The 21,347-nt window shown below is 61.8% G+C and carries 20 protein-coding genes and 1 tRNA gene; 17 read left to right on the plus strand and 4 right to left on the minus strand.

Translation table 11 applies throughout. The features are described 5' to 3' along the window. Position 1 precedes the first annotated feature (1 nt). The 11 genes from U2H20_RS01865 (at position 2) to U2H20_RS01915 (ending at position 10,183) form a co-directional block, all read left to right on the plus strand. Positions 2–760: a 16S rRNA (uracil(1498)-N(3))-methyltransferase gene (locus U2H20_RS01865; RefSeq protein ID WP_430592823.1), complete on the plus strand. Its 759-nt coding sequence runs from the start codon at positions 2–4 to the stop codon at positions 758–760. 9 nt (positions 761–769) lie between these two features. Then, entirely contained in the window at positions 770–1,114 is a 345-nt protein-coding gene (locus U2H20_RS01870) for a histidine triad nucleotide-binding protein (protein ID WP_430592824.1), read from the plus strand. Positions 1,115–1,148: 34 nt separating this feature from the next. Continuing rightward, on the plus strand, positions 1,149–2,138 hold the full coding sequence (locus U2H20_RS01875; RefSeq protein ID WP_430593568.1) for a PhoH family protein: 990 nt from the start codon (positions 1,149–1,151) through the stop codon (positions 2,136–2,138). Further along, positions 2,135–2,593 carry an rRNA maturation RNase YbeY gene (gene ybeY / locus U2H20_RS01880; RefSeq protein ID WP_430592825.1) on the plus strand — a complete coding sequence of 153 codons (459 nt, stop codon included), beginning with the start codon at positions 2,135–2,137 and terminating at the stop codon, positions 2,591–2,593. The genes U2H20_RS01875 and ybeY overlap by 4 nt, the downstream gene beginning before the upstream one ends. Next, positions 2,586–3,878, plus strand: a complete 1,293-nt coding sequence (locus tag U2H20_RS01885; RefSeq protein WP_430592826.1) for a hemolysin family protein — start codon at positions 2,586–2,588, stop codon at positions 3,876–3,878. The genes ybeY and U2H20_RS01885 overlap by 8 nt, the downstream gene beginning before the upstream one ends. Then, positions 3,879–4,763 (plus strand): GTPase Era, encoded by an 885-nt coding sequence (gene era / locus U2H20_RS01890; protein ID WP_430592827.1) that lies wholly within the window; start codon positions 3,879–3,881, stop codon positions 4,761–4,763. Then, positions 4,764–6,020: a sensor histidine kinase gene (locus U2H20_RS01895; protein WP_430592828.1), complete on the plus strand. Its 1,257-nt coding sequence runs from the start codon at positions 4,764–4,766 to the stop codon at positions 6,018–6,020. Positions 6,021–6,073: 53 nt separating this feature from the next. Then, positions 6,074–6,661: a response regulator gene (locus U2H20_RS01900; RefSeq protein ID WP_430593569.1), complete on the plus strand. Its 588-nt coding sequence runs from the start codon at positions 6,074–6,076 to the stop codon at positions 6,659–6,661. A 145-nt stretch (positions 6,662–6,806) separates the two neighbouring features. Then, positions 6,807–8,576 carry a 2-isopropylmalate synthase gene (gene leuA / locus U2H20_RS01905; protein WP_430592829.1) on the plus strand — a complete coding sequence of 590 codons (1,770 nt, stop codon included), beginning with the start codon at positions 6,807–6,809 and terminating at the stop codon, positions 8,574–8,576. 6 nt (positions 8,577–8,582) lie between these two features. Next, a complete protein-coding gene (gene recO, locus U2H20_RS01910; RefSeq protein WP_430592830.1) occupies positions 8,583–9,323 on the plus strand; it encodes a DNA repair protein RecO in 741 nt (246 codons plus the stop codon). Then, complete coding sequence (locus U2H20_RS01915) at positions 9,320–10,183, plus strand: isoprenyl transferase (protein ID WP_430592831.1); 864 nt, start codon at positions 9,320–9,322, stop codon at positions 10,181–10,183. The genes recO and U2H20_RS01915 overlap by 4 nt, the downstream gene beginning before the upstream one ends. On the opposite strand, the gene U2H20_RS01920 is transcribed toward U2H20_RS01915, so the two are convergent. Both U2H20_RS01920 and U2H20_RS01925 read right to left on the minus strand, forming a co-directional pair. Next, a complete protein-coding gene (locus U2H20_RS01920; protein ID WP_430592832.1) occupies positions 10,180–11,736 on the minus strand; it encodes a carboxylesterase/lipase family protein in 1,557 nt (518 codons plus the stop codon). The two genes, U2H20_RS01915 and U2H20_RS01920, sit on opposite strands and share 4 nt — an antisense overlap. Continuing rightward, positions 11,676–12,284 (minus strand): nucleotidyltransferase domain-containing protein, encoded by a 609-nt coding sequence (locus U2H20_RS01925; protein WP_430592833.1) that lies wholly within the window; start codon positions 12,282–12,284, stop codon positions 11,676–11,678. Before U2H20_RS01925 ends, U2H20_RS01920 begins: the two co-directional genes overlap by 61 nt. A 178-nt stretch (positions 12,285–12,462) precedes the next feature. Here U2H20_RS01925 and U2H20_RS01930 point away from each other — a divergent pair, with 178 nt between their 5' ends. The 5 genes from U2H20_RS01930 (at position 12,463) to U2H20_RS01950 (ending at position 19,026) form a co-directional block, all read left to right on the plus strand. Continuing rightward, positions 12,463–13,848 (plus strand): glycine--tRNA ligase, encoded by a 1,386-nt coding sequence (locus U2H20_RS01930; protein WP_430592834.1) that lies wholly within the window; start codon positions 12,463–12,465, stop codon positions 13,846–13,848. A gap of 100 nt (positions 13,849–13,948) precedes the next feature. Next, positions 13,949–15,106: a tRNA dihydrouridine synthase DusB gene (dusB, locus tag U2H20_RS01935; protein ID WP_430592835.1), complete on the plus strand. Its 1,158-nt coding sequence runs from the start codon at positions 13,949–13,951 to the stop codon at positions 15,104–15,106. Beyond that, positions 15,096–16,340 carry a deoxyguanosinetriphosphate triphosphohydrolase gene (locus U2H20_RS01940; protein ID WP_430592836.1) on the plus strand — a complete coding sequence of 415 codons (1,245 nt, stop codon included), beginning with the start codon at positions 15,096–15,098 and terminating at the stop codon, positions 16,338–16,340. The genes dusB and U2H20_RS01940 overlap by 11 nt, the downstream gene beginning before the upstream one ends. 2 nt (positions 16,341–16,342) lie before the next feature. Next, positions 16,343–18,214: a DNA primase gene (gene dnaG, locus U2H20_RS01945; RefSeq protein ID WP_430592837.1), complete on the plus strand. Its 1,872-nt coding sequence runs from the start codon at positions 16,343–16,345 to the stop codon at positions 18,212–18,214. After that, complete coding sequence (locus tag U2H20_RS01950; protein ID WP_430592838.1) at positions 18,211–19,026, plus strand: ATP-binding cassette domain-containing protein; 816 nt, start codon at positions 18,211–18,213, stop codon at positions 19,024–19,026. The genes dnaG and U2H20_RS01950 overlap by 4 nt, the downstream gene beginning before the upstream one ends. Positions 19,027–19,133: 107 nt before the next feature. Here U2H20_RS01950 and U2H20_RS01955 read toward each other — a convergent pair whose 3' ends face one another. Further along, positions 19,134–20,318 (minus strand): hypothetical protein, encoded by a 1,185-nt coding sequence (locus tag U2H20_RS01955; RefSeq protein WP_430592839.1) that lies wholly within the window; start codon positions 20,316–20,318, stop codon positions 19,134–19,136. A 197-nt stretch (positions 20,319–20,515) separates the two neighbouring features. Here U2H20_RS01955 and U2H20_RS01960 point away from each other — a divergent pair. Continuing rightward, a tRNA-Asn gene (locus tag U2H20_RS01960) sits at positions 20,516–20,588 on the plus strand. Positions 20,589–20,752: 164 nt separating this feature from the next. Here U2H20_RS01960 and def read toward each other — a convergent pair. Then, positions 20,753–21,322 carry a peptide deformylase gene (def, locus tag U2H20_RS01965; RefSeq protein WP_430592840.1) on the minus strand — a complete coding sequence of 190 codons (570 nt, stop codon included), beginning with the start codon at positions 21,320–21,322 and terminating at the stop codon, positions 20,753–20,755. Between the last annotated feature and the right edge of the window lie 25 nt (positions 21,323–21,347).

A 21,347-nucleotide genomic window follows, 5' to 3' on the forward strand; every position in this document is an offset into this window, starting at 1 on the left:
CGTGGCGCACTGTTTCTACGCTGAGCACTTCGCCTCCGCGACCCCGGGCGACACGGTCTCGCTTTCGGGCGCGGAGGCGAAGCATGCGGTTGCCGTGACTCGCCTGCGGGTCGGTGAGACTGTCCTCATCGGCAACGCGGCAGGGCTGCTCTGCGAAACGCGTGTCACCGTGGCCGACCGTGCGGAGGTATCGGCGGTCGTGCTCCGAGTGCTCGACGACGAAACGCACTCCCCAAAACTCGGGCTCGCTCAGGCGCTCGCCAAGGGTGACCGAGACGAGCTTGCCGTACAGGCGTCGACCGAACTCGGTGTCGATCTGATCGTGCCCTTCCAAGCAGAGCGCTCGATTTCTCGCTGGAACGCGGAAAAGCAGGCGAAGGGTGTCGAGCGGTGGCGAACGATCGCGCGCGAGGCAGGCAAACAGTCGCTCCGGGCACGAGTGCCGGAGGTCGTGGCGCCAGCAACGGTCAAGGGTCTCGGCGAATTCTCCTCGTGGAGAACGCTCGTGCTCGATCCGCTCGGTGAACGATCACTCGCTGACATCGAGCTCGACGACCGTGACGTCCTGCTCGTCGTCGGGCCGGAGGGCGGGATCTCGGACGCGGAGTTCGATCGGCTCGAGGCCGATGGTGCTGAGCGAGTCCGCCTCGGTCCGACCGTCGTGCGAACCTCAACGGCGGGTCCGGTCGCGATCGCGGTCTTGAGTGCTCGTCTGGGCAGGTGGGCAATCACCCCTGACGTTCCGAGTGAGGGCGCGTAGAATCGACGTATGTCGAATTCCAGCATTTTCACGAAGATCATCGAACGAGAGATCCCTGCTGACATCGTCTTCGAAAACGACAGCGTGATCGCCTTCAAAGACATTGCTCCGAAGGCTCCGGTGCACCTGCTGGTTGTTCCGAAGACTGCCGAGTACCGAGATGTCACTCAGCTCGCTGCTGCCGATCCCGCTGGGCTCGCTGAGCTCGTCCGGGTTGCTGCTGCGCTCGCGCAGGAGCACGCAGACGGCTCATACCGTTTGGTTTTTAACACCGGCGAGAACGCCGGACAGACCGTTCCGCACGTGCATGCGCACGTGCTGACCGGAGGATTCACAGAGGAAACACTTGGCTGACCACGAACAGACACTCGAAGTCGATGGCATTGCGATGGTCCGATTGCTCGGACCGCAGGATCGCCTGCTCACCCGACTCGAGAAGGAATTTCCGCTCGTCACGGTGACCGTGCGCGGAAACATCGTCCACTTGAGTGGCGATGAGGAACAAACGAACCACGCGGCCTCGCTGGTTGCCGAGCTCGTAGCGCTGGTGAAGACCGGTGCGCAGTTCGAAGAAGGCGAAGTCGGCGAGGGAGCCCGCCTCATTCGTGAGGGCGGACCGAAGACACTCGTCGACACGATCGGCGAATCGATCCTGACCTCTCGGGGCAAGACCGTTCGACCGAAGACCGCTGGGCAGAAGGCGTACGTCGATGCGATCGAGCATTCGACGATCGTCTTCGGGATTGGGCCGGCGGGTACCGGCAAGACATATCTGGCGATGGCAAAAGCGGTGCAGGCGCTGCAACGCAAAGAGGTCCAACGCATCATCTTGACGCGTCCCGCGGTCGAAGCAGGGGAGCGGCTTGGTTTCTTGCCCGGCACGCTGACCGACAAGATCGATCCATACCTGCGCCCGCTCTATGACGCGCTCAACGAAATGATGGATCCAGAACTCGTGCCGAAGCTCTTGGCGACCGGTGTGGTCGAGGTCGCGCCGCTCGCGTATATGCGCGGGCGAACCCTCAACGATTCCTTCGTGGTGCTCGACGAGGCGCAGAACACGACCCCGGAACAGATGAAGATGTTCCTGACCCGCCTCGGCTTCGGCTCACGAATGGTCGTCACTGGAGACATCACCCAGGTCGACCTGCCGGCCGGGTCGAGCGGACTGAAGACCGCTCAGACCGTGCTGCAGAACATGGATGACATTCATTTCGCAAATCTGACGAGCGCCGATGTGGTTCGCCACACGCTCGTCGGCCGCATCGTCGACGCCTACACCTCGCACGAAGCGAAGGAGATGGTGGCGAACACCTCCTTCAATGGCAATCGTGCCGAGCGTCGCTCGGGACTTCAACAGCGAGGACAACGCCGATGAGCATCGATCTCCTCAACGAGTCGTCGGTTGAACTCGACGAGTCGAATCTCGTGAAGAACGTGCGTTTTTGTCTCGAACGTCTGCATGTGCATCCTGAGGCAGAGGTCTCGATCGTGCTGGTCGATGTGCCGGCAATGGAGCAACTGCACGTGCAGTGGATGGACGAGCCCGGTCCCACCGACGTGCTCAGCTTTCCGATGGACGAGTTACGACCCGGAACCGAAGATCGCATGACACCGGCCGGCATTCTCGGCGACATCGTGCTGTGCCCTGCGGTCGCAGAGCGACAGGCGGCGGAAGCCGGGCACTCGCTCATGGACGAGTTGCTCCTGCTGACCACTCACGGCCTTCTGCATCTGCTCGGATTCGACCACGCTGAGCCGCACGAGCGGGACGAGATGTTCTCGCTCCAGGACGAGTTGCTCCGTCTCTTCAAAGCAGCGCCAAGTGCTTGAGATCGCGTTTTTCGCCGTAGCAATCGTCTTGACGCTGCTCGGCGGATGGCTCGCCGCCTGTGATGCTGCGCTTCACGTGGTGAGCCGGAACGACCTTTCTGACCTGGCGAACGAATCGCGTCGGCCGAAGCAGTTGCAGTCGATCGCCGGATCGATCGGTCAGCACATCATGGCGGTCGTTTTTCTGCGAATCGTGAGTGAGACCACTGCCGCGGTGCTGATCACGCTCGCCTTCACGCGGCTGCTCGACCAGTGGTGGCTCGCCCTGTTGCTCTCGGCGGCCATCATGGTGCTGGTTTCGTTCATCCTGGTGGGGTCGAGTCCGCGAGCGGTCGGTCGCTCGCATGCGCGTGGCCTCATCAAGGTCTCTGCGCCGCTGATCCGCGCCACCCGTTTGCTGATCGGTCCGCTCGCCTCGCTGCTCCTTGCGCTCGGTGACCGAGTGACTCCGGGCCGCCAACGAGAAACCGCCTTCACGAACGAAGACCAGTTGCTCTCGATGATCGACGAAGCGACTGCGCATGCGGTGCTCGAGGAAGACGACCGTGAGCTCATCCACTCGATCTTCGAGTTCAACGAGACGGTCGTTCGTGAAGTCATGGTCCCTCGCACCGACATGGAATCGGTCGATGCGGACATGATCGCCGAAGATGCTCTGAAAGTCTTCTTGAACAATGGTTTTTCGCGGATGCCTGTCTTCGGCGAATCACTCGACGACATTCGGGGCATCCTGTACCTGCGCGACGTCGTGAAGAGCCGCACCTGGCGCCCGGACGAGAACGAGCGGGCGGAGGACATCGCTCGTGCCGCGCTGTTCGTGCCCGAGTCGAAGAAGGCGGACGACACGCTCGCGCAACTGCAGGCCGAAAAGGTGCACGTCGCGATGGTTGTCGACGAGTACGGCGGGATCGCAGGGCTCGTCACCCTTGAAGACCTCATCGAGGAACTCGTCGGAGAGATCGTCGACGAGCACGATCGCGACAGCGACATCGGTGAACCGCAGGCCGACGGTTCAATGCTCGTCAGCGCGCGATTGCCGATCGACGAACTCGGCGATCTCTTTGACATTCCACTCGATGACGACGACGTCGACACTGTCGGCGGCCTCGTCGCCAAGCACCTCGGTCGTTTGCCGAGCGTTGGTGACCTCGTTGATCTCGGCAAGCTGCACCTCGAAGTCGTGCGCACCGACGGCCAGGGCAAGAACCGTCGGAACATTGGTCTCGTGAAGGCCCGCCTTTCAAGCGTGACCGAACATCCCCTCACCGAAACGATGGAGAGCTAAGTGACCTTTCGCAGCGGATTCGTGACCTTCGTCGGTCGACCGAATGCCGGAAAATCAACACTGATGAACGCTCTGGTCGGTGAGAAGGTCGCGATCACATCGTCGAAGCCTCAGACGACTCGGCGCGCGATCCGTGGAATCGTGCACCGTGACGACGGGCAACTCGTCATTGTCGACACTCCTGGAATGCACAAACCGAAGACACTGCTCGGAAAGCGCCTGAACGCTGTCGTGCAAACCACGCTCGGTGACGTTGATGTGATCTGCCTCTGCATCCCTGCAAACGAGAAGCTCGGTCCGGGGGACCGCTTCATCAATGCTCAACTCGAGCACTTCCCACATGCCAAAAAGGTGGTGCTCGTCACGAAGTGCGACATCGCGAGCAAACCCGAGATCACGGAGCAACTGCTTGCCGTCAGCGAGCTCGGCGAGTGGGACGCGATCATCCCGCTCTCCGCAGTATCGGGCGAACAACTCGATGTGCTCACGAGCGAGCTGCTGACGCTCATGCCAGAGTCAGAGCCGCTCTACCCGCAGGAGGCACGTACCGACGAGAGCGTGGAAGCGCGGATCGCGGAGCTCATTCGCGAAGCTGCCCTCGAAGGTGTTCGAGACGAGTTGCCGCACTCAATCGTGGTGACCCTCGACGCGATGGAGGAGCGGAAGAACGGTCTGGTCGCCGTGTACGCCAACCTCTGGGTCGAGCGGGACAGCCAGAAGTCGATCGTCATCGGCACGCGAGGAAGCCGCCTCCGTGAAGTAGGCACCGATGCTCGTGAACAAATTGAGGCGTTGCTCGATCAGCGGGTCTTCCTCGACCTTCGTGTCAAGGTCGCAAAGGAATGGCAGGGCGACGCAAAGCAGCTCGGCAAGTTTGGTTTCTAAATGACCACGCCGATCGAGATTGAGTCCGCGCCGGCGGCTTCCCCGTGGTGGGCTCGATTCGCAAAGAAGCCCGAACGCGCGGAGTTCGTCTTCGACGCGATCATCGCGCTCATCTTGTTGTTGCTCTCGCTCCCGATCACCCTGAGCGCGATCGCGATGGGGGCGTTCGGGTTCGACGCGGCATTCATGATCGTGGTCACGATCGTCCTTGCCGCGGCCTTGTTGCTCCGCCGGATCATGCCGACACTGACGTTGCTGGTGTTCTTCGGCGCAGCAACGGTATTCGTCCTGACCCGACAAGAGTTCATCGCGCCGATGTTCTTCTCCGTGGTCGTCGTGCTCTACTCGGTTGGCAGATTCGCAAGCAATGCGGGCCGGTGGCTCTCGATCGTCGTCTCGGCGCTCGGCGCGATCCTCGCCGGTGCGTGGTTTGCGGACACTTTGTCGCAGGGAACGACCTGGAGCGACATCTTCGCGAACTGGCAATCGTTCCTCGTCGGCGCGATTCCGGCGCTGCTGCTGTTCGTCTCCTCAATGTTGTTCGGGCTCCTGGTGCAGTCGCTCATTGCCAGTCGGCTCGCGTCGCAGGAGTCGGCGAATGCCCGACTCGCTGCCGAGGTCGCTGCCGAACGCGCAATGGTCGAGGAGGAGCGGACGAGCATCGCCCGGGACATGCACGATGTGGTCGCGCATTCACTCGCCGTGGTAATCGCGCAAGCCAATGGCGCCCGTTACACCCCTGATCTCACGGTCAAAGACGAGTCGCTGGGTGCAATCGCGCAGACTGCGAAATCTGCGCTCGTCGATGTTCGAGGCCTCCTCGCACAGCTGCGTCATTCGCAGGCGCACGAAGCGACGACATCGTTCGATGACGTCCCAGAACTCGTGGCCCGAATGCGAGCGACCGGCCTTCCCATTGAACTCGAGTTCAATCCCGCGCCGGTATGGCTCCACCGGCAACAGAGCATCGCGGCGTATCGCATTCTGCAGGAAGCGCTGACCAATGCGCTTCGTCACGGTGCGAATGACGTGGTCTGGGTTCGCGTTTCGGCGAATCCAGATCTCGTGCTCGAAGTGACGAATAGGCTTCGAGGGGCGCCGGGTCCGGTGGGGCACGGGCTCATTGGAATGCGAGAGCGTGCTGCGCTTGCCGGAGGATGGATCCAGAGCGGTCAAGACGGAGACAAATTCCGCATCGTCGCCAGCTTCCGTGCTCCAGAGGAATTTCGGAACGCATTGACAAAGGAGAACCAGTGACAATCTCGGTCGCAATCGTCGATGACCAAGCGCTGTTTCGCAGCGGAATCAGAATGCTCGTCGAATCGCAAGCCGACCTCAGCTTCGTCGGCGAAGCCTCGAACGGCAGCGAAGCTGTCGATTTGGTCGTTCGCGAACACCCCAATGTCGTGTTGATGGACGTTCGCATGCCGGTCCGCGATGGCATCAGTGCGACTGCGGAAATCGTGCAACGCGTTCCCCAGACTCGGGTCATCGTGCTCACGACGTTCGATCTCGACGAGGCCGCCGCGCGAGCAATTTCTGCCGGCGCAAGCGGATTCGTCCTCAAGGACGCCGAGCCCGAATTCGTGCTCGCAGCCATCCGGACCGTGCATTCGGGCAACGAGGTCATTGCGGCGAGTGCCACGCGTGCGCTGTTCCAATCGTTCACTTCGCGGGTGCAACAACGCCCGAGCGAAGCCTTCGAGGAATTGACGACGCGCGAGCGTGAGATCTTCATGCTCGCGGCAAAAGGTCTCAGCAACACCGAAATCGCCACGGGGGAGTTCGTGAGCGAAGCAACCGTGAAGACGCATATTTCTCGGATTCTGCAGAAGCTCGGTCTCCGCGATCGGGTGCAATTGGTCGTCTACGCATACGAACATGGGTTGATCCGTTGAACGCGTCGCAAGGGAGTGAACTGATTCCTGCTACTCTGACCACATGCGTGCGCAGCTTCTTCGTTGCCGCGGCGAGGCCTAAACCGGGCTTCCTCGCCGCGGAGTCGATCGTGCCCGAGGCAACGACCCGACGAAGGAGTACCCAATGAAACGCACGCAGCAACCCTCTTCGATGCCAGCGCATCGCTACATCCCATTCCACGAGCAGATCAAGGTTGATCTGCCTGACCGCACGTGGCCGTCCAAGCGTATTGAGAAGGCACCGCGCTGGTGCGCGGTGGATCTCCGCGACGGCAACCAAGCGCTGGTCGACCCGATGACACCCGATCGCAAGCTCATCATGTTCGAGCTGCTCGTCAAGATGGGGTACAAGGAGATCGAGGTCGGCTTCCCCTCGGCAAGCCAGACAGACTTCGATTTCGTTCGCCAGCTGATCGAGGAAGACCGGATCCCTGAGGACGTCTCGATCCAGGTGCTCACGCAAGCACGTGAGCACCTCATCGCGCGCACCTTCGAATCGCTCCGCGGCGCGAAGCAGGCGATCGTGCACCTCTACAACTCGACGAGCGCCTTGCAGCGCGACGTCGTGTTCCGTCAGGACCGCGACGGGATCAAGCAGATCGCGCTCGACGGAGTGCGTTGGTGTCTCGAACAGCGCGCGACGATTCCCGACACCGACGTGTACTGGGAGTACTCGCCCGAGTCCTACACGGGAACCGAACTCGAGTACGCGCTGGAAGTCTGCAATGCCGTGATCGAGGCGTTCGACCCGACCCCTGAGCACCAGATGATCATCAACCTGCCGGCGACGGTCGAGATGGCGACACCGAACGTCTACGCCGACTCCATCGAGTGGATGTCGCGTCACATTGCGCGTCGCGAGAGCGTGTTGATCTCGCTGCACCCGCACAACGATCGGGGGACGGGAATCGCGGCTGCCGAGCTCGGTTACCTCGCGGGAGCAGATCGCATCGAAGGCTGCCTGTTCGGCAATGGTGAGCGCACCGGCAACGTCGACCTCGTTGCGCTCGGACTGAACCTGTTCACGCAGGGAATCGATCCCGAGATCGATTTCTCCGACATCGACGGTATTCGAAAGACCGCCGAACACTGCAACCAGATGCCTGTGCACGCACGTAGCCCTTGGGCCGGCGACCTCGTCTACACAGCATTCAGCGGATCCCACCAGGACGCGATCAAGAAGGGCTTCGAGCGGATGGCAAACGATGCCGAAGCCGCGGGGAAGACGGTCGACGAGATGACCTGGGCCGTCCCGTACCTGCCGATTGATCCGCGCGACGTCGGGCGCGACTACGAAGCAGTGATTCGTGTGAACTCGCAGTCGGGTAAGGGCGGTGTGGCCTACCTCTTGAAGGCGGACCACGGAATCGATCTGCCTCGCGCACTGCAGGTTGAACTCTCCAACACCGTCCAGGCGCGTACCGATGCCGAGGGCGGGGAGATCACGAGCTCCGAGATCTGGAACATCTTCAACGACGAGTATCTGCCGGTTGGAACGCCCTTCACAGAGGAGCGTTGGGGCCGCTTCGAGCTCATGCAGATCGCGACCGCGTCGACGCCGGGTGGCGAGTCCTCGCTGACGGTCGAGTTGCGTGACAAGAGCGAGGTACGCAGCGTCGAAGCCAATGGCACGGGGCCGCTCGATGCAATGCTGCACCTGCTGGAGTGCGAGGGCGTGAAAGCGAGCATCGTCGACTATGTCGAGCACACGATGGGTCGAACGAGTGATGCGAGCGCAGCGAGCTACGTACTCCTCGATGTCGATGGCGAGAAGGTATGGGGTGTCGGCATCGATCAAGATGTCCTTTCCTCATCGCTGAAGGCCATCGTTTCGGCTGCAAACCGCGCCCTGCGGAAGTACACCCCGGTTGAGGCTGTCGCTCAAGGAAGCTAACCGCCCATGCCGGTGTATCGCGATGAAGCAGTTGTGCTTCGAACTCAGTCGCTCGGAGAAGCCGATCGGATTCTGACCTTGTTGACGCGCGAGCACGGCAAAGTCAGAGCGGTCGCGAAAGGCGTGCGTCGAACCTCCAGCCGGTTCGGCGCACGCCTTGAGCCGTTCATGGTTGCGGATTTACAGCTCGCGGTTGGTCGTTCGCTCGATATCGTCACCCAAGCGGTCAGTCTCGCGACCTACGGAGCGCAGATCGTGAGCGACTACTCCCGGTACGCCGCCGCGGCCGCGATGGTAGAGACGGCGGACCGGCTCACCGACTCCGAACCGCAATTGCAGCAATACCTCTTACTCGTCGGCGGGCTGCGATCACTGTCGAGGGCAGAACATTCCGCCTCCTTGACGCTTGACTCCTACCTCCTTCGAGCGCTCTCGATTGCTGGATGGGCTCCAAGCTTCGAGGACTGCGCGGTGACTGGCGCGCCGGGCCCACACGCGGCGTTCGTCCCACAGCTCGGCGGCGTTGTCGCAGATGAAGTCGCCCCGCAGGGTGCGATGCGCCTCGACACGATGACCATCGCGCTCCTCGGCGCGCTCTTGAGCGGAGATTGGGCGCACGCTGACGCCTCGGACCCCACCACGAAGGCACGAGCGAGCGGCGTCATCGCTTCATACACGCAGTGGCATCTTGAACGAGGGCTGCAGAGCCTCGCGCATCAGGATCGTCAGGAAGGAAACCGCGAGTGAGATTCATCAAGAGCCGTGGGGTGAAGAAAACGCACCCGGACGCGATCGATTTCCGCGATGTCGACTGGACGAACGAGTACCCTCCCGAATATCCGGCGGGCGCCGTGCCCGAACATGTTGCGATCATCATGGACGGCAACGGACGCTGGGCGAATGCCCGCGGTCTCAACCGGATCGAGGGGCACAAAGCCGGCGAGGAAGTCCTTCTCGATGTCGTCGCAGGTGCCTTGCAAGCTGGTGTGAAGCACCTCTCCGTGTACGCGTTCTCGACCGAGAACTGGAAGCGGTCTCCGGAAGAGGTGCGTTTTCTGATGGGGTACAACCGAAAGGTCTTGCATCGCAGACGGGATCAACTCAACGATTGGGGGGTCCGGATTCGGTGGGCGGGACGGACACCGAGACTGTGGCGATCGGTGATCTCCGAGCTCCAGTTCGCCGAGGAACTCACCGCGAAGAACGACGCGCTCACCTTGACCATGTGCATCAATTACGGTGGTCGGTTAGAGATCGTCGATGCAGTGCGCAGCATCGCGAACGATGTCGAGGCAGGCCGTATCAAGCCCTCGGGAATCACCGAGCGTTTGATTTCGTCCCGAATGTATTTGCCCGATGTTCCAGATGTCGATCTCTACATTCGTTCGAGTGGTGAGCAGCGGATCTCGAACTTCTTGACCTGGCAGGGCGCCTACGCGGAGATGGTGTTTCAAGACACACTCTGGCCTGATTTTTCTCGAAGGAATCTGTGGGAAGCCATCAACGTGTTCACTCGACGTTCACGACGCTTCGGCGCGGCAATCGATACCCCGAACGAGACATCCTCGGATGATCTCGATGACGAGGCTGGAGTGCCGCAGCGCTAATCAAAGACGCCGAGGCCGTCCCAGATTTCTCGGTCGGAGCGATCTGGGTCGTCATGCACCTCAAGGGTCTCCGTAATGTCGAGCGTCAGACGGTGATCCGCTGAGAACTCGGGCCACCCTGCATCGACGACCGAGTGTTCTCTTGCGAACGTGGTCCAGAGCTTCCGCATCGTGGCAGAGACGCCTTCACGAACCGACCTCAGCATACTCGTCGTCGCCAGGCGGCCGCCGGGGGAGTCGAGGGTGCCGAAGACGAACGGCACGTCGGCGCCATGAGTCGCACCGATCTTCGAGGCTGAGAGCAACGGGGATGCGGCAGAGAACCGATACACCCATGCGCCGTGCTGTGCATGCCCCTCGGCGATGGCCAGCGACGGCATGCGAAACACCGCGTCGGTTGCGAGTCGAGCCCAGGCGAAGCCCCCGTACTGCAGATAGTGCTCCATGATTTCGTCGATACCGCGTTGCTTGATGTCCTCGAGCATTTGGAGGAGTGAATCGTGAGTCGCCGGCATGATCGGCTCTCGGAGCGCAAAGAAAAGGTTGGCCTCATCCCGCGTCGATCCGATGATGATCGGCACGGCATGGCCGCGTCCCTCCGTGAGGGTCGTGAGCGGTGGTTCCGTGATGAGGTCGCCGTCGATCGTCGGGCACATCGCGAGGACACCGGGGGACGCTCGCACGACGCTGCCTTGCACCTCGAGACCGGCTTCAATGATTGCGGTGGCGGGCGCTGACATCAGCCAGGCGGGAAGATCATCGCGGTGCAGCTTGACCGCGCGAGCGAATTTGTTGATCATCGTCGCTCGCTGCTGCGCGCCGTGGGCACTTGCCGCATGGGAACTCTGGGCGATTGCAGCGTGGAACAGTCCCTGTGAACGCGGTATTGCCAGCAGGGTCGTCACGGAGTTTCCTCCTGCGGACTCGCCGAAGACGGTCACATTGTCGGGGTCGCCACCGAATCCGGCGATGTTCTCCTGGACCCATTCGAGTGCTGCGATCTGGTCGCGAAGCGCGAGATTGCTCTCGAAGGTGTGGTGTTCGTTGGTGAGCGTAGAGAAGTCGAAGTTGCCGAGCGCTCCGAGTCGGTAATTGAAGGTGACGAGCACGACGCCCTCTGCCGCGAGGAGTTCACCGTCGTACTCCGGGAGCGAACCAGCGCCTTGCGTGTACGCGCCACCGTGAATCCACACCATCACCGGGAGCTGTTCTGCTTCCGGTGGGGTCCAGATATTCATACTGAGGCAGTCTTCCGACTGGACAGAACTGCGAGGGACGCCACCGAGGGTGATCGATGGACGCTGCACACTCACCGAACCAAATCGTGTGCTGGCGCGAACACCCTGCCAGGAGTCAGGGCGCTGCGGTGCTCGAAAACGGAGTTCGCCGACGGGTGCTTTCGCGAAGGGAATTCCGCGCCATACGAGTCCTGTCTTGCTCGCTACTCCGCGCACGAGGCCTTCGGAAGTGCGAACAACTTTGGACTGCACACTCACTGCTTGGCGATTCTTTCCTGCCACGCGTGATCGGCAGGGAGCGTTTCGACGAGCCACGCCTTTGCCTCGTCGTCGAGCAAGGGGAGTCCGACCTCGAGGGGCTTGGTGAGGCGAGGACGCGCTGAAGAGTAGGCGAGGACGATCTCCGGCTTCAAGTAGCGAATCCCGTTCTTCTCGAACAGCGCATCGGCGAGCGGCCGGCTGTTCGCTGGATCTTTCCGGTATCGCCACGTCTCGTGATCGCTCGGGTCGAGCTGCACGTCGTATTCCCAGAGGCCGTACGCGCTCTTACGAAGCCAAACCTGGTTCGTGCCAATCGGCAGGATGTCTTGATCTTGCGGTCGAAGCGGTTTGATCGCGCCTTGGAACGCACACCACACCTGGTACTGACGCCCAAGCCAGCCGCGCAAGAGGCTCAGTTCTGTTCGAGGGATCACGATGTCGAGATCGGAATGCGGCCGCGTGATTCCAGCAGCTGCATCGAGCGCGAACCCACCGGCAACCCACCATCGCCCAGACCATCCGTCGAGAAGATCGGCGGCGTCGCTTGGCCAGCGAGGCGCCCAAGCGCCATACAACTCAGCGAGCTGGGCCTGTGATGGCATACCACTCCCTCAAACAACGGGACACATAGAAGTGTGTGCAGTCTATCTGTTCGCTGGTGCTCCGGCGACGCGCGTGTCCGCGGACGGGGCGTATGAATTCGGCGGGAGCGGTAGTGTTGATCCTTGATTCTGCACCTCCCGAACACCCAGTTCGGCTCAGGAACCCTAAGGAGCACACGTGGCACCCTCTACTCGACTCGACGCCGTCATCAACCTGGCGAAGCGACGCGGTTTTGTCTTCCAATCCGGTGAGATCTATGGAGGGTCGCGATCTGCTTGGGACTACGGCCCCCTCGGTGTCGCGCTGAAGGAGAACATCAAGCGTCAGTGGTGGAAAACGTTCGTCCAGGGTCGAGAAGACATGGTGGGACTCGATTCCGCAATTATCCTGCCGCGTCAGGTCTGGGAGGCTTCGGGTCACGTCGAGACGTTCAGCGACCCGCTCGTCGAGTCGCTGCACACGCACAAGCGGTACCGCGCCGACCACCTGATCGAAGCGTACGAGGCAAAGCACGGGCACCCGCCTGCAAATGGGCTCGCAGACATCCGCGACCCTGAGACCGGTCAAGAAGGTTCGTGGACCGAACCCCGTCAGTTCTCGGGACTCATGAAGACCTACCTCGGCCCGGTCGATGACAAAGAGGGACTCCACTACCTTCGCCCGGAAACCGCGCAGGGTATTTTTACGAACTTCAACAATGTCGTGACGGTCGCGCGGAAGAAGCCGCCGTTCGGAATCGCTCAAATTGGAAAGTCGTTCCGCAACGAGATCACGCCGGGAAACTTCATCTTCCGCACGCGCGAGTTCGAGCAGATGGAGATCGAGTTCTTCGTTCCTCCGTCAACCGCTCCAGAGTGGTTCGATCGCTGGGTCGAGGCATGCTTGAGCTGGTTTGTCGATCTCGGCCTCAGTGCTGACAACATTCGACAGTTCGATGTTCCAGATGGTGATCGCGCGCACTACAGCGATCGCACCATCGACCTCGAATACCGTTTCGGATTCCAGGGCAGCGAGTGGGGCGAGCTCATGGGTGTCGCGAACCGCACCGACTACGACCTCGCGACGCACTCGAAGTCATCTGGGAAAGAACTCTCATACTTCGATCAGCCCAACAACGAGCGCTACACGCCATACGTCATCGAGCCCTCGTTCGGTCTCACCCGATCACTCATGGCGTTCCTGCTCGAAGCGTTCGACGAGGAAGAAGTTCCGAACTCGAAGGGTGGCACGGACACTCGCACGGTCTTGCGTCTCGACGCGCGCCTTGCACCGGTGAAGGTGGCTGTCTTGCCGCTGTCGCGCAACGAGCAGTTGTCGCCCCTGGCGAAAGAGGTCGCGCAGTCGCTTCGTTCGATCTGGGACGTCGACTTCGACGACGCCGGCGCGATCGGTCGCCGGTACCGTCGTCAAGACGAGGTCGGAACACCGTTCTGTGTCACGGTCGATTTCGATTCCCTCGAGGACAATGCGGTCACGGTTCGTGAGCGGGACTCGATGGAGCAGACCCGAGTTCCGATCGCCGAGCTCGTCGCTCACCTGGCGGTCCCGCTCGCGGGTGCGTGAGCGTTCGAGGCCTGAGTTTTCACGTGCGGCGTTCTGGTGTGCACTCACCAGAGCGCCGCACCGTGAGTTGTGCAGTATTTCTTGAGAGAATAGAGAACCTATGAGTGCAACCGCTTCGCTCTCGTCACCGGGGCTCTCGATCGGCCCGTTGCGCCTCGACGTGCCCGTGGTGCTCGCACCGATGGCAGGAATCACGAACACCGCCTTCCGTCGTCTCTGTCGCGAATACGGCGCAGGTCTCTACGTGTGCGAAATGATCACCTCTCGCGCTCTGGTCGAAGGAAACGAGGCGACGAAGCGGCTCATTTCGCACCACGAGAGCGAGACGCCTCGTTCCGTGCAGCTCTACGGTGTGGATCCGAAGACCGTTGGAGAAGCAGCCGCGATCGTCGCAGGCGAGGGACTGGCCGATCACATCGACTTGAATTTCGGTTGCCCGGTTCCAAAGGTGACGAAAAAGGGCGGTGGAGCCGCGTTGCCCTGGAAGCATTCGCTGTTCTCCCGGATCGTGGAGAGCGCGGTCGCATCGGCCGGAGCGCTGCCCGTCACCGTCAAGATGCGAATGGGCATCGACGACGACCACATCACCTACCTCGACGCAGGAAGAGCAGCAGAGGATGCCGGTGTGGCGGCGGTGGCACTGCATGCACGTACCGCGAGTCAGCACTACTCGGGCGAAGCGCGCTGGGAAGCGATTGCGCAGCTGAAGCAGACCATCACTGACATTCCGGTGCTCGGCAACGGCGATATCTGGAGCGCGGAGGACGCGCTCCGCATGATGCAAGAAACCAACTGCGATGGCGTCGTCGTGGGTCGTGGCTGCCTCGGGCGGCCGTGGTTGTTCGGCGACCTTGCGGCCGCGTTCACCGGAAGCGACGTTCGTCACCGTCCGGGGCTTCGCGAGGTTGCGACCGCTTTTCACCGTCATGCAGAGTTGCTCGTCGAGTTCTTCGACGACGAACTGCGCGGATGTCGCGATATTCGAAAGCACGTCGCTTGGTACTTCAAGGGGTACCCGGTCGGGGGCGAGGCTCGTCGCGAATTGGCTGCGGTCGAGTCCATCGCGCACCTCGAAGATCTGATTTCGGCGCTCGATCTCGACGCGCCGTATCCTGGCGCCGATGTCGAAGGTCCGCGCGGGCGCGCCGGGAGTCCGAAAAAGCCGGCCTTGCCCGACGGCTGGCTCGATTCACAGGAACTCTCGCCAGAACACCGTCGCTCCTTGCAGGAGGCAGAACTGGACACCAGTGGTGGTTGAGTCGGCGTACGGTGCACACGCGAGTGCGAGATGGTTCGAGGGCGAGCAGCACACCACGAGCCGCGGCGCGTTCGCGCGGGATCGTGCCCGCCTCTTGCACTCCAGTTCGCTGCGGCGACTCGCGCAGAAGACGCAGGTGCTCTCTCCGACCGCAGGCCTCGACTTCGCGCGGAACCGATTGACGCACTCGCTCGAAGTGGCACAGGTCGGGCGCGAGCTCGCGTTCTCGCTCGGACTCGAACCGGACATTGTCGACACCGCCTGCCTCGCTCACGACATCGGGCACCCGCCCTTCGGGCACAACGGTGAAACCGCGCTCAATATTTGGGCTGCCGGGATCGGTGGTTTCGAAGGGAACGCGCAGACACTCCGAGTGTTGACGCGGCTTGAACCCAAAATCATGGTCGAGCGTTCCTACGGGCTGAACTTGACGCGAGCGAGCCTCGATGCAGCATGCAAGTACCCGTGGCCGGACACCCGCGAGGTACTCGATCCGAGCGGCCGCGTGAAGTTCGGCTTCTACGCCGAAGACGTCGATGCATTCGAGTGGATCCGCCAGGATGCTCCGCCTTTGCGACGATGCATCGAGGCGGAAGTCATGGACCTGGCGGACGATATCGCCTACTCGGTGCACGACTTCGAAGACGCGATCGTCGGTGGGTTCATCGATCCCCAGGAGATGACGCAGCAAATCGGCGAGGATTCCCTACTCGATCGCATGCAGTCCTGGGTGGGCGGCGAATATACGCGTGACGAACTCGCAGCGGCCTGCGAACGTCTTGCTGCGCTCTCCGATTGGCCGAGTTCCTGGACGGGCGAACGACACGACCAGGCGCGCCTGAAAAACCTCACCTCGAAGCTCATCGGACGTTTCGCCGTGGCGAGTGCTCGCTTGACGCGCGAGGTGCACGGCCCAGGGTCGCTCGCTCGGTTCGCTGCGACCGTGGAAGTGCCATCGAGCGTTCGTTGCGAGATTGCCGCGTTGAAGGGCATCGTCGCCGCGTACGTTATGGAGATGGAGCAGCGCCAGCCGCTCTACGCCGAGCAACGGCTCGTGCTGATCAGCTTGGCCGACGCCCTGCTCGAACATGGCGAGACTCAGCTCGACGTCGCGTTCCAAGAGGACTGGCGCGTGGCGACTACCGATGCTGCACGGCGCCGTGTGGTCGTCGATCAGCTCGCAAGCCTTACCGACTTGAGCGCGCTCAACAAGCACCGAGAGCTCGTGGGGTAGCAATGGCACTCATTCGCCGCACCGACATCGACGAGGTGCGATCCCGCATCAACATCGCTGACGTGGTCGGCGATTACGTGACGTTGAAGACCGCCGGCGTCGGTAGCCTCAAGGGGCTCTGCCCGTTCCACGATGAACGCAGTCCCTCGTTCCACGTACGACCAGCGGTCGGTCGCTACCACTGCTTCGGATGTGGCGAAGACGGCGACGTGTTCGCCTTCGTCATGGCGATGGACCACACGACGTTCCAGGAATCCGTCGAGCGGCTTGCCGCCGGTATCGGCTACCCGCTGCAATACGAAGACGGTCAGCCGGCGAAGGACTCCTCGAGCCGCCTGAGGATCCTCGAAGCAAATGCGATGGCTGCTGCGTTCTTCCGTGAGCAACTGGGGCAACCTGAAGCAGAACCGGGCCGGCGCTTTCTCGGGGAACGTGGCTTCGACCCCGCAGCGGCGGAGCGTTTCGGTGTCGGCTTCGCGCCGAAATCCTTCGACGCACTGCATAAGCATCTGCGGAGTCGTGGAGTCTCCGACGAACTCGCGCTGTCCGCTGGGCTGCTGAGCGAGGGAAACCGTGGGCCATACGACCGTTTCCGCGGTCGACTCATGTGGCCGATTCGCGATGTCACCGGGCAGGTTGTCGGGTTCGGAGCTCGCAAGCTCTTCGATGACGACCAGGGCCCGAAGTACCTCAATACGCCGGAGACCCCCGTCTTCCACAAGTCGCAGGTGCTCTATGGGCTCGATTTAGCGAAGCGCGACATCTCGAAGGGCCGCCAGGCCGTCATCGTCGAGGGTTACACGGACGTCATGGCGTGCCATCTCGCGGGGATCACGACCGCGGTCGCGACGTGCGGAACTGCCTTCGGTGTCGATCACATCAAGGTGCTGCGTCGCGTGCTCGGCGACGTCTCGACGACCGATACTCGCCAGCTCGGCGAGGTCATCTTCACCTTCGACCCTGACGAGGCGGGCCAAAAGGCCGCCAGTCGTGCTTTTGCCGAAGAGCAGCGTTTCGCCGCGCAAACCTTCGTCGCAGTTCCGGAGCAGGGACTCGATCCGTGCGACCTCCGAGTGGCTCGGGGGGACGCCGCTCTCCAACGGCTGATCCAGAGCCGTCGACCGCTGTTCGAGTTCATGATCCACCGTGTGCTCGGCAACTTCGACCTCGAAACCGTCGAGGGACGTGTGGGCGCAGCACGGGCAACAGCGCCAATCCTTGCTGGAATTCGCGACCGGGCGCTTGCTGATGGTTACGTCAGGAATCTTGCCGGTTGGCTCGGGATGGAGCCGACAGAGGTTCGATCGATGGTGCGGGGCGCGACGCGTCCGCAGGCTGACCAGTCGGCTCGCCGCGACTTCGGTAACGACCAGCCCGAGCAGAACGATGCTCCGGAACCGAAAGCCTCGCTCCGCACGCTCCCTGGCGACCCGACGACGAAACTCGAACGAGATGCTCTCGCAGCAATGCTCCAGTTCTCGAAGCCGCTCGGCCGATCCCTGATCGAGCGCGGCGCTCGGGCGCACTTCACCAACGCGATGCTCGAAACCATTCGCGACGCTGTTCTCAGTAGCGCGGAGCATGCCGAAAGCCAGGACTTCTCCGAGACTGTCGCTGAGGCCGTCCCGCAGCCGTTCGCTCCGGTCGTTCGAGAACTGACGATGATGCCGATCCCGGGCGATACAGAAGCAGTGGTCACGCGATATGCGCGCGGCATCGTGCACGCGATTATCGAGCGAGACATTCTGCGGGAGCGAGCGGCCTTGCTCGGTTCTCTGCAGCGACTCGGACTCAGCGACCCAGCCAGATCACGTGCAATCAACGAACAGCTCATCGACCTCGAAATGCAAAGAAGAAAGTTGCGGCCCGAATGACTGCAGTCGAACCCACCGAACCACTCCTCGTCGTCGACGATCTCACCGTCTCGGTGAGCCGTCGTGCGATCGTGCAGGGGGTCACGTTTCGAGTGGAGCCGGGGGAGTTCATTGCAGTGCTCGGAACCGCTGGTTCTGGAACATCCACGCTGCTCTCAATCCTCGCTGACGGCACCTTTGGCCATCAGACCGCTGCGAAGATCACTGGGGGTGACGCTCGACTGCTCGGTGTCTCGCTTCGAAAAGCCTCGCTCAGGAAGAAGCGGAAACTCGGTGTGCAGATCGGGGCACTTCTCGAGGGTGATGCTGCAGCGCTCCCGGCCTCTGAAACGGTGTTCGCAGTGATCACCGAAGAACTCTTCGCTATTGACAAGAATTTCGACCTTGCGCAGGCGCAGCAGCACGCAGCGCTCCTGCTCGATCTCGTGCATCTTCCGATCGGCTTGCTCGAACAGCGGGTGTTCCGTCTCTCGAGCGGTCAGCGCCAGCGCGTCGCGCTTGCGAAAGCGCTCGTCGTCGAGCCGCAGTTCGTGATCGCCGACAAGCCAGGTGCGGGGATCGATAGTTCCGTGCGGGCAAGCTTGCTCCGAAGTCTGGCAGCGCTCACCGCAGACGGTCGAGTCGGAGGAATTCTCGGCGTCGGGTCAATTGCAGAGGCCAGAATCGTGACGAGCAAACTCCTCGTCCTTGATCGTGGACAAGTGATCGCTGCGGGGACACCGGACGAGATCGCGGGCGATCGTTCATCTCCCGCAATGCGTGCGCTCAACGAGGCAGAGTCGACGCTGTACGGCGACACGAACTCCGCCTGAGCCGACTCCTCGCCTCGTCACTGCGTTGGCCTCCCGCAGGAGCATGTAAAGAGCGCCGGAACTCACCGTGTGGTGTGTTCCGGCGCTCTTCGCGTTTCTGATGCGTTCTAGACGTTCAGGAAGTGCACGCTGAACAAGTCTTTCCACTCGGCGAGCTTGACCGTAGCGTCATTGTCAGCATCCGGGCATTCGGCGGAGAGATACATCCAGTACTCGCCCTCGGTGAAGTAGCGCGTGTAGGCCGTGTACGTCGCGTCACCCGAAGTGAATTCGGCGAGCAGGAATGCGACCTCGCCACCGGAACCGCTGGCGAGCGTTTCTTCGGTCGTGGTGAATTCACCCGAGGTCACGCCCGAGAGAACCTTCATCAGTTCGACGGAACTCTCGAGATCATCGCCCTTGTTGAGCGTCGGGTCGACACCCTGGTATCCGCGGATGTAGCAGGTGCTGTTCGGATCGATCAGGTGAATCTCTGGACCGACGGGGAAGTCGTTGTCCGGGCCGAGTTCGAAGTCGGAACCGGTGTGCGCTTCGCTCGAGAACCCAGGCTGGGTGCCACCGAGAGAGACGTTGAAATCGACGAATGCGCCCGGGGTGGTCGCGGTGTCGCCATCCGCGCTCGGGGAGTTCGAGGGTTCCGCCGATGCCGAAGGTGTCGATTCGACGTCCTCGGAAGGCTCTGGCGAAGTCGTTTCGGATTCGCTCGGCGCTGGAGTGCTCGGTGCAGGGGTTTCGGTTTCGGCGACGACGGTCTCGTTTCCGCCGCTCAGGCCGTTGACGATCGCAATTCCGCCGAAGACGAGGGCGAGGACCACGACGAGCCCTGCGGCGATGATTCCAATGAGTGCGCCGGTCGAGAGTCGCTTCTTCGGTCCGCCTGCATCGGGACCGAACCCCTGTCCGGGGCCGTTCCCGTATGGGGGAGCGCCGTTGAACTGTCCGGGGGCGCCATACGGGTTCTGATTTCCGCCGGGTGCTTGCGGCCCGCCCGGGTGCTGCGCACCATATTGACTCGTGGCGCCGTAGGGGTTTGCGCCACCCTGCTGGCCCGGCTGGTTGAATGCGACCGTTGGCTGCTGATCAGGTGAGGGTTGCTGCGAGTACGGGGTTTGCGCTGTCGGCTGGTGGTTCCCATCGTGCGGTGGCTGAGCCGGTGGGTATTGAGCCGACGGGGTCTGGTTACCAGGCTGGACTGGCGGAGTGTTCTGCCACGATTGCGGATTCTCTCCGTAATCGTTCTGGCCACCGTTCTGGTTCGAAGGTGGATATTCGCCGTTTCCCGTGTTCGACATACATTCTCCCTTGTTCTCTTTGCACAATATCGACGGCAGCCGAGCGTTCCCTGAGTGTCCGGGAAGAACTGAGCCGGGCGAACGGCGGTTGGCCGGAGCGGACGACTCGCCGATCTCAACACGAATCGCGCGGGATTCGCGCCCGATTTTGGATGGAGCAAAAGTCGGTGCTAGTCTGAACGCTGCCAGATTGACGATCCTCGATAGCTCAATTGGCAGAGCAGCCGACTGTTAATCGGCAGGTTGATGGTTCGAGTCCATCTCGAGGAGCAAGTGCCCGGTCTCTACGGAGGCCGGGCTTTTTTGTGCGCCCGGAGTCTTTCGGCGGTTTGGTCGGAGCGCCATCCTCGCCCCTCGCCGAATCTCACGATGGTTGAAGTGTCGCAAAGCGAATCAAAACACGAAAATGCCCGCCTCAGTCGAGGCGGGCATTTCTATTCTGCGACGTACTCGTCGTCACCGGGAAGCCAAGACAGTCCAGGAACACCCCATCGCTCCTTCTTGCTCGCCTTGTCGATGGTTTTCCGCTCGGCTTCGATGAGGCGATCTCGGTAGAGAATTCCTCCGAGGTGGTCGTATTCGTGTTGGAAAATTCGTGCCAGCCAACCTTGAGCTTCGACCGTGAACTCATTGCCGTGCTCGTCGAACGCTTCCAGGCGCGCGTGCGTCGAGCGACGCAAAGGCGCGGAGAGTCCCGGCAGAGAAAGGCACCCCTCGGTTTCTTCATCTTCATCGAGCTCGTCGATGGTCGTCGGTTGAATCCACAGCGTCGGGTTCACTGCGACACCCTGGTGCTTCACTCCGTGCTCGTCATCCCACTCGTAGACGAACAGTCGAAGATCCTTCCCGACCTGAGGTCCGGCGAGACCGACGCCCGGTGCCTTATGCATGGTCTCGATCATGTCGGCGACCAGCGTGCGGAGCTCGCTATCGAATCGTTCGACTGGCTTCGCAGGGGTGTGGAGAACAGGTTCACCAGAAATCAGGATGGGGAGAACGGTCATGTCTCAAGGGTAATCTCAAGTCTCG

It is taken from the genome of Humidisolicoccus flavus (assembly GCF_045689595.1).
In the GTDB taxonomy this organism is placed as follows: domain Bacteria; phylum Actinomycetota; class Actinomycetes; order Actinomycetales; family Microbacteriaceae; genus Humidisolicoccus; species Humidisolicoccus flavus.

What these genes read in the sequence shown, in the direction of transcription:
- U2H20_RS01870 (WP_430592824.1), top strand. Translation starts at nt 770, where the DNA reads ATGTCGAATTCCAGCATTTTCACGAAGATCATCGAACGAGAGATCCCT.
- U2H20_RS01875 (WP_430593568.1), top strand. Translation starts at nt 1,149, where the DNA reads ATGGTCCGATTGCTCGGACCGCAGGATCGCCTGCTCACCCGACTCGAG.
- ybeY (WP_430592825.1), top strand. Translation starts at nt 2,135, where the DNA reads ATGAGCATCGATCTCCTCAACGAGTCGTCGGTTGAACTCGACGAGTCG.
- U2H20_RS01895 (WP_430592828.1), top strand. Translation starts at nt 4,764, where the DNA reads ATGACCACGCCGATCGAGATTGAGTCCGCGCCGGCGGCTTCCCCGTGG.
- U2H20_RS01900 (WP_430593569.1), top strand. Translation starts at nt 6,074, where the DNA reads ATGCTCGTCGAATCGCAAGCCGACCTCAGCTTCGTCGGCGAAGCCTCG.
- leuA (WP_430592829.1), top strand. Translation starts at nt 6,807, where the DNA reads ATGAAACGCACGCAGCAACCCTCTTCGATGCCAGCGCATCGCTACATC.
- recO (WP_430592830.1), top strand. Translation starts at nt 8,583, where the DNA reads ATGCCGGTGTATCGCGATGAAGCAGTTGTGCTTCGAACTCAGTCGCTC.
- U2H20_RS01925 (WP_430592833.1), bottom strand. Translation starts at nt 12,284, where the DNA reads ATGCCATCACAGGCCCAGCTCGCTGAGTTGTATGGCGCTTGGGCGCCT.
- dusB (WP_430592835.1), top strand. Translation starts at nt 13,949, where the DNA reads ATGAGTGCAACCGCTTCGCTCTCGTCACCGGGGCTCTCGATCGGCCCG.
- dnaG (WP_430592837.1), top strand. Translation starts at nt 16,343, where the DNA reads ATGGCACTCATTCGCCGCACCGACATCGACGAGGTGCGATCCCGCATC.
- U2H20_RS01950 (WP_430592838.1), top strand. Translation starts at nt 18,211, where the DNA reads ATGACTGCAGTCGAACCCACCGAACCACTCCTCGTCGTCGACGATCTC.
- U2H20_RS01955 (WP_430592839.1), bottom strand. Translation starts at nt 20,318, where the DNA reads ATGTCGAACACGGGAAACGGCGAATATCCACCTTCGAACCAGAACGGT.
- def (WP_430592840.1), bottom strand. Translation starts at nt 21,322, where the DNA reads ATGACCGTTCTCCCCATCCTGATTTCTGGTGAACCTGTTCTCCACACC.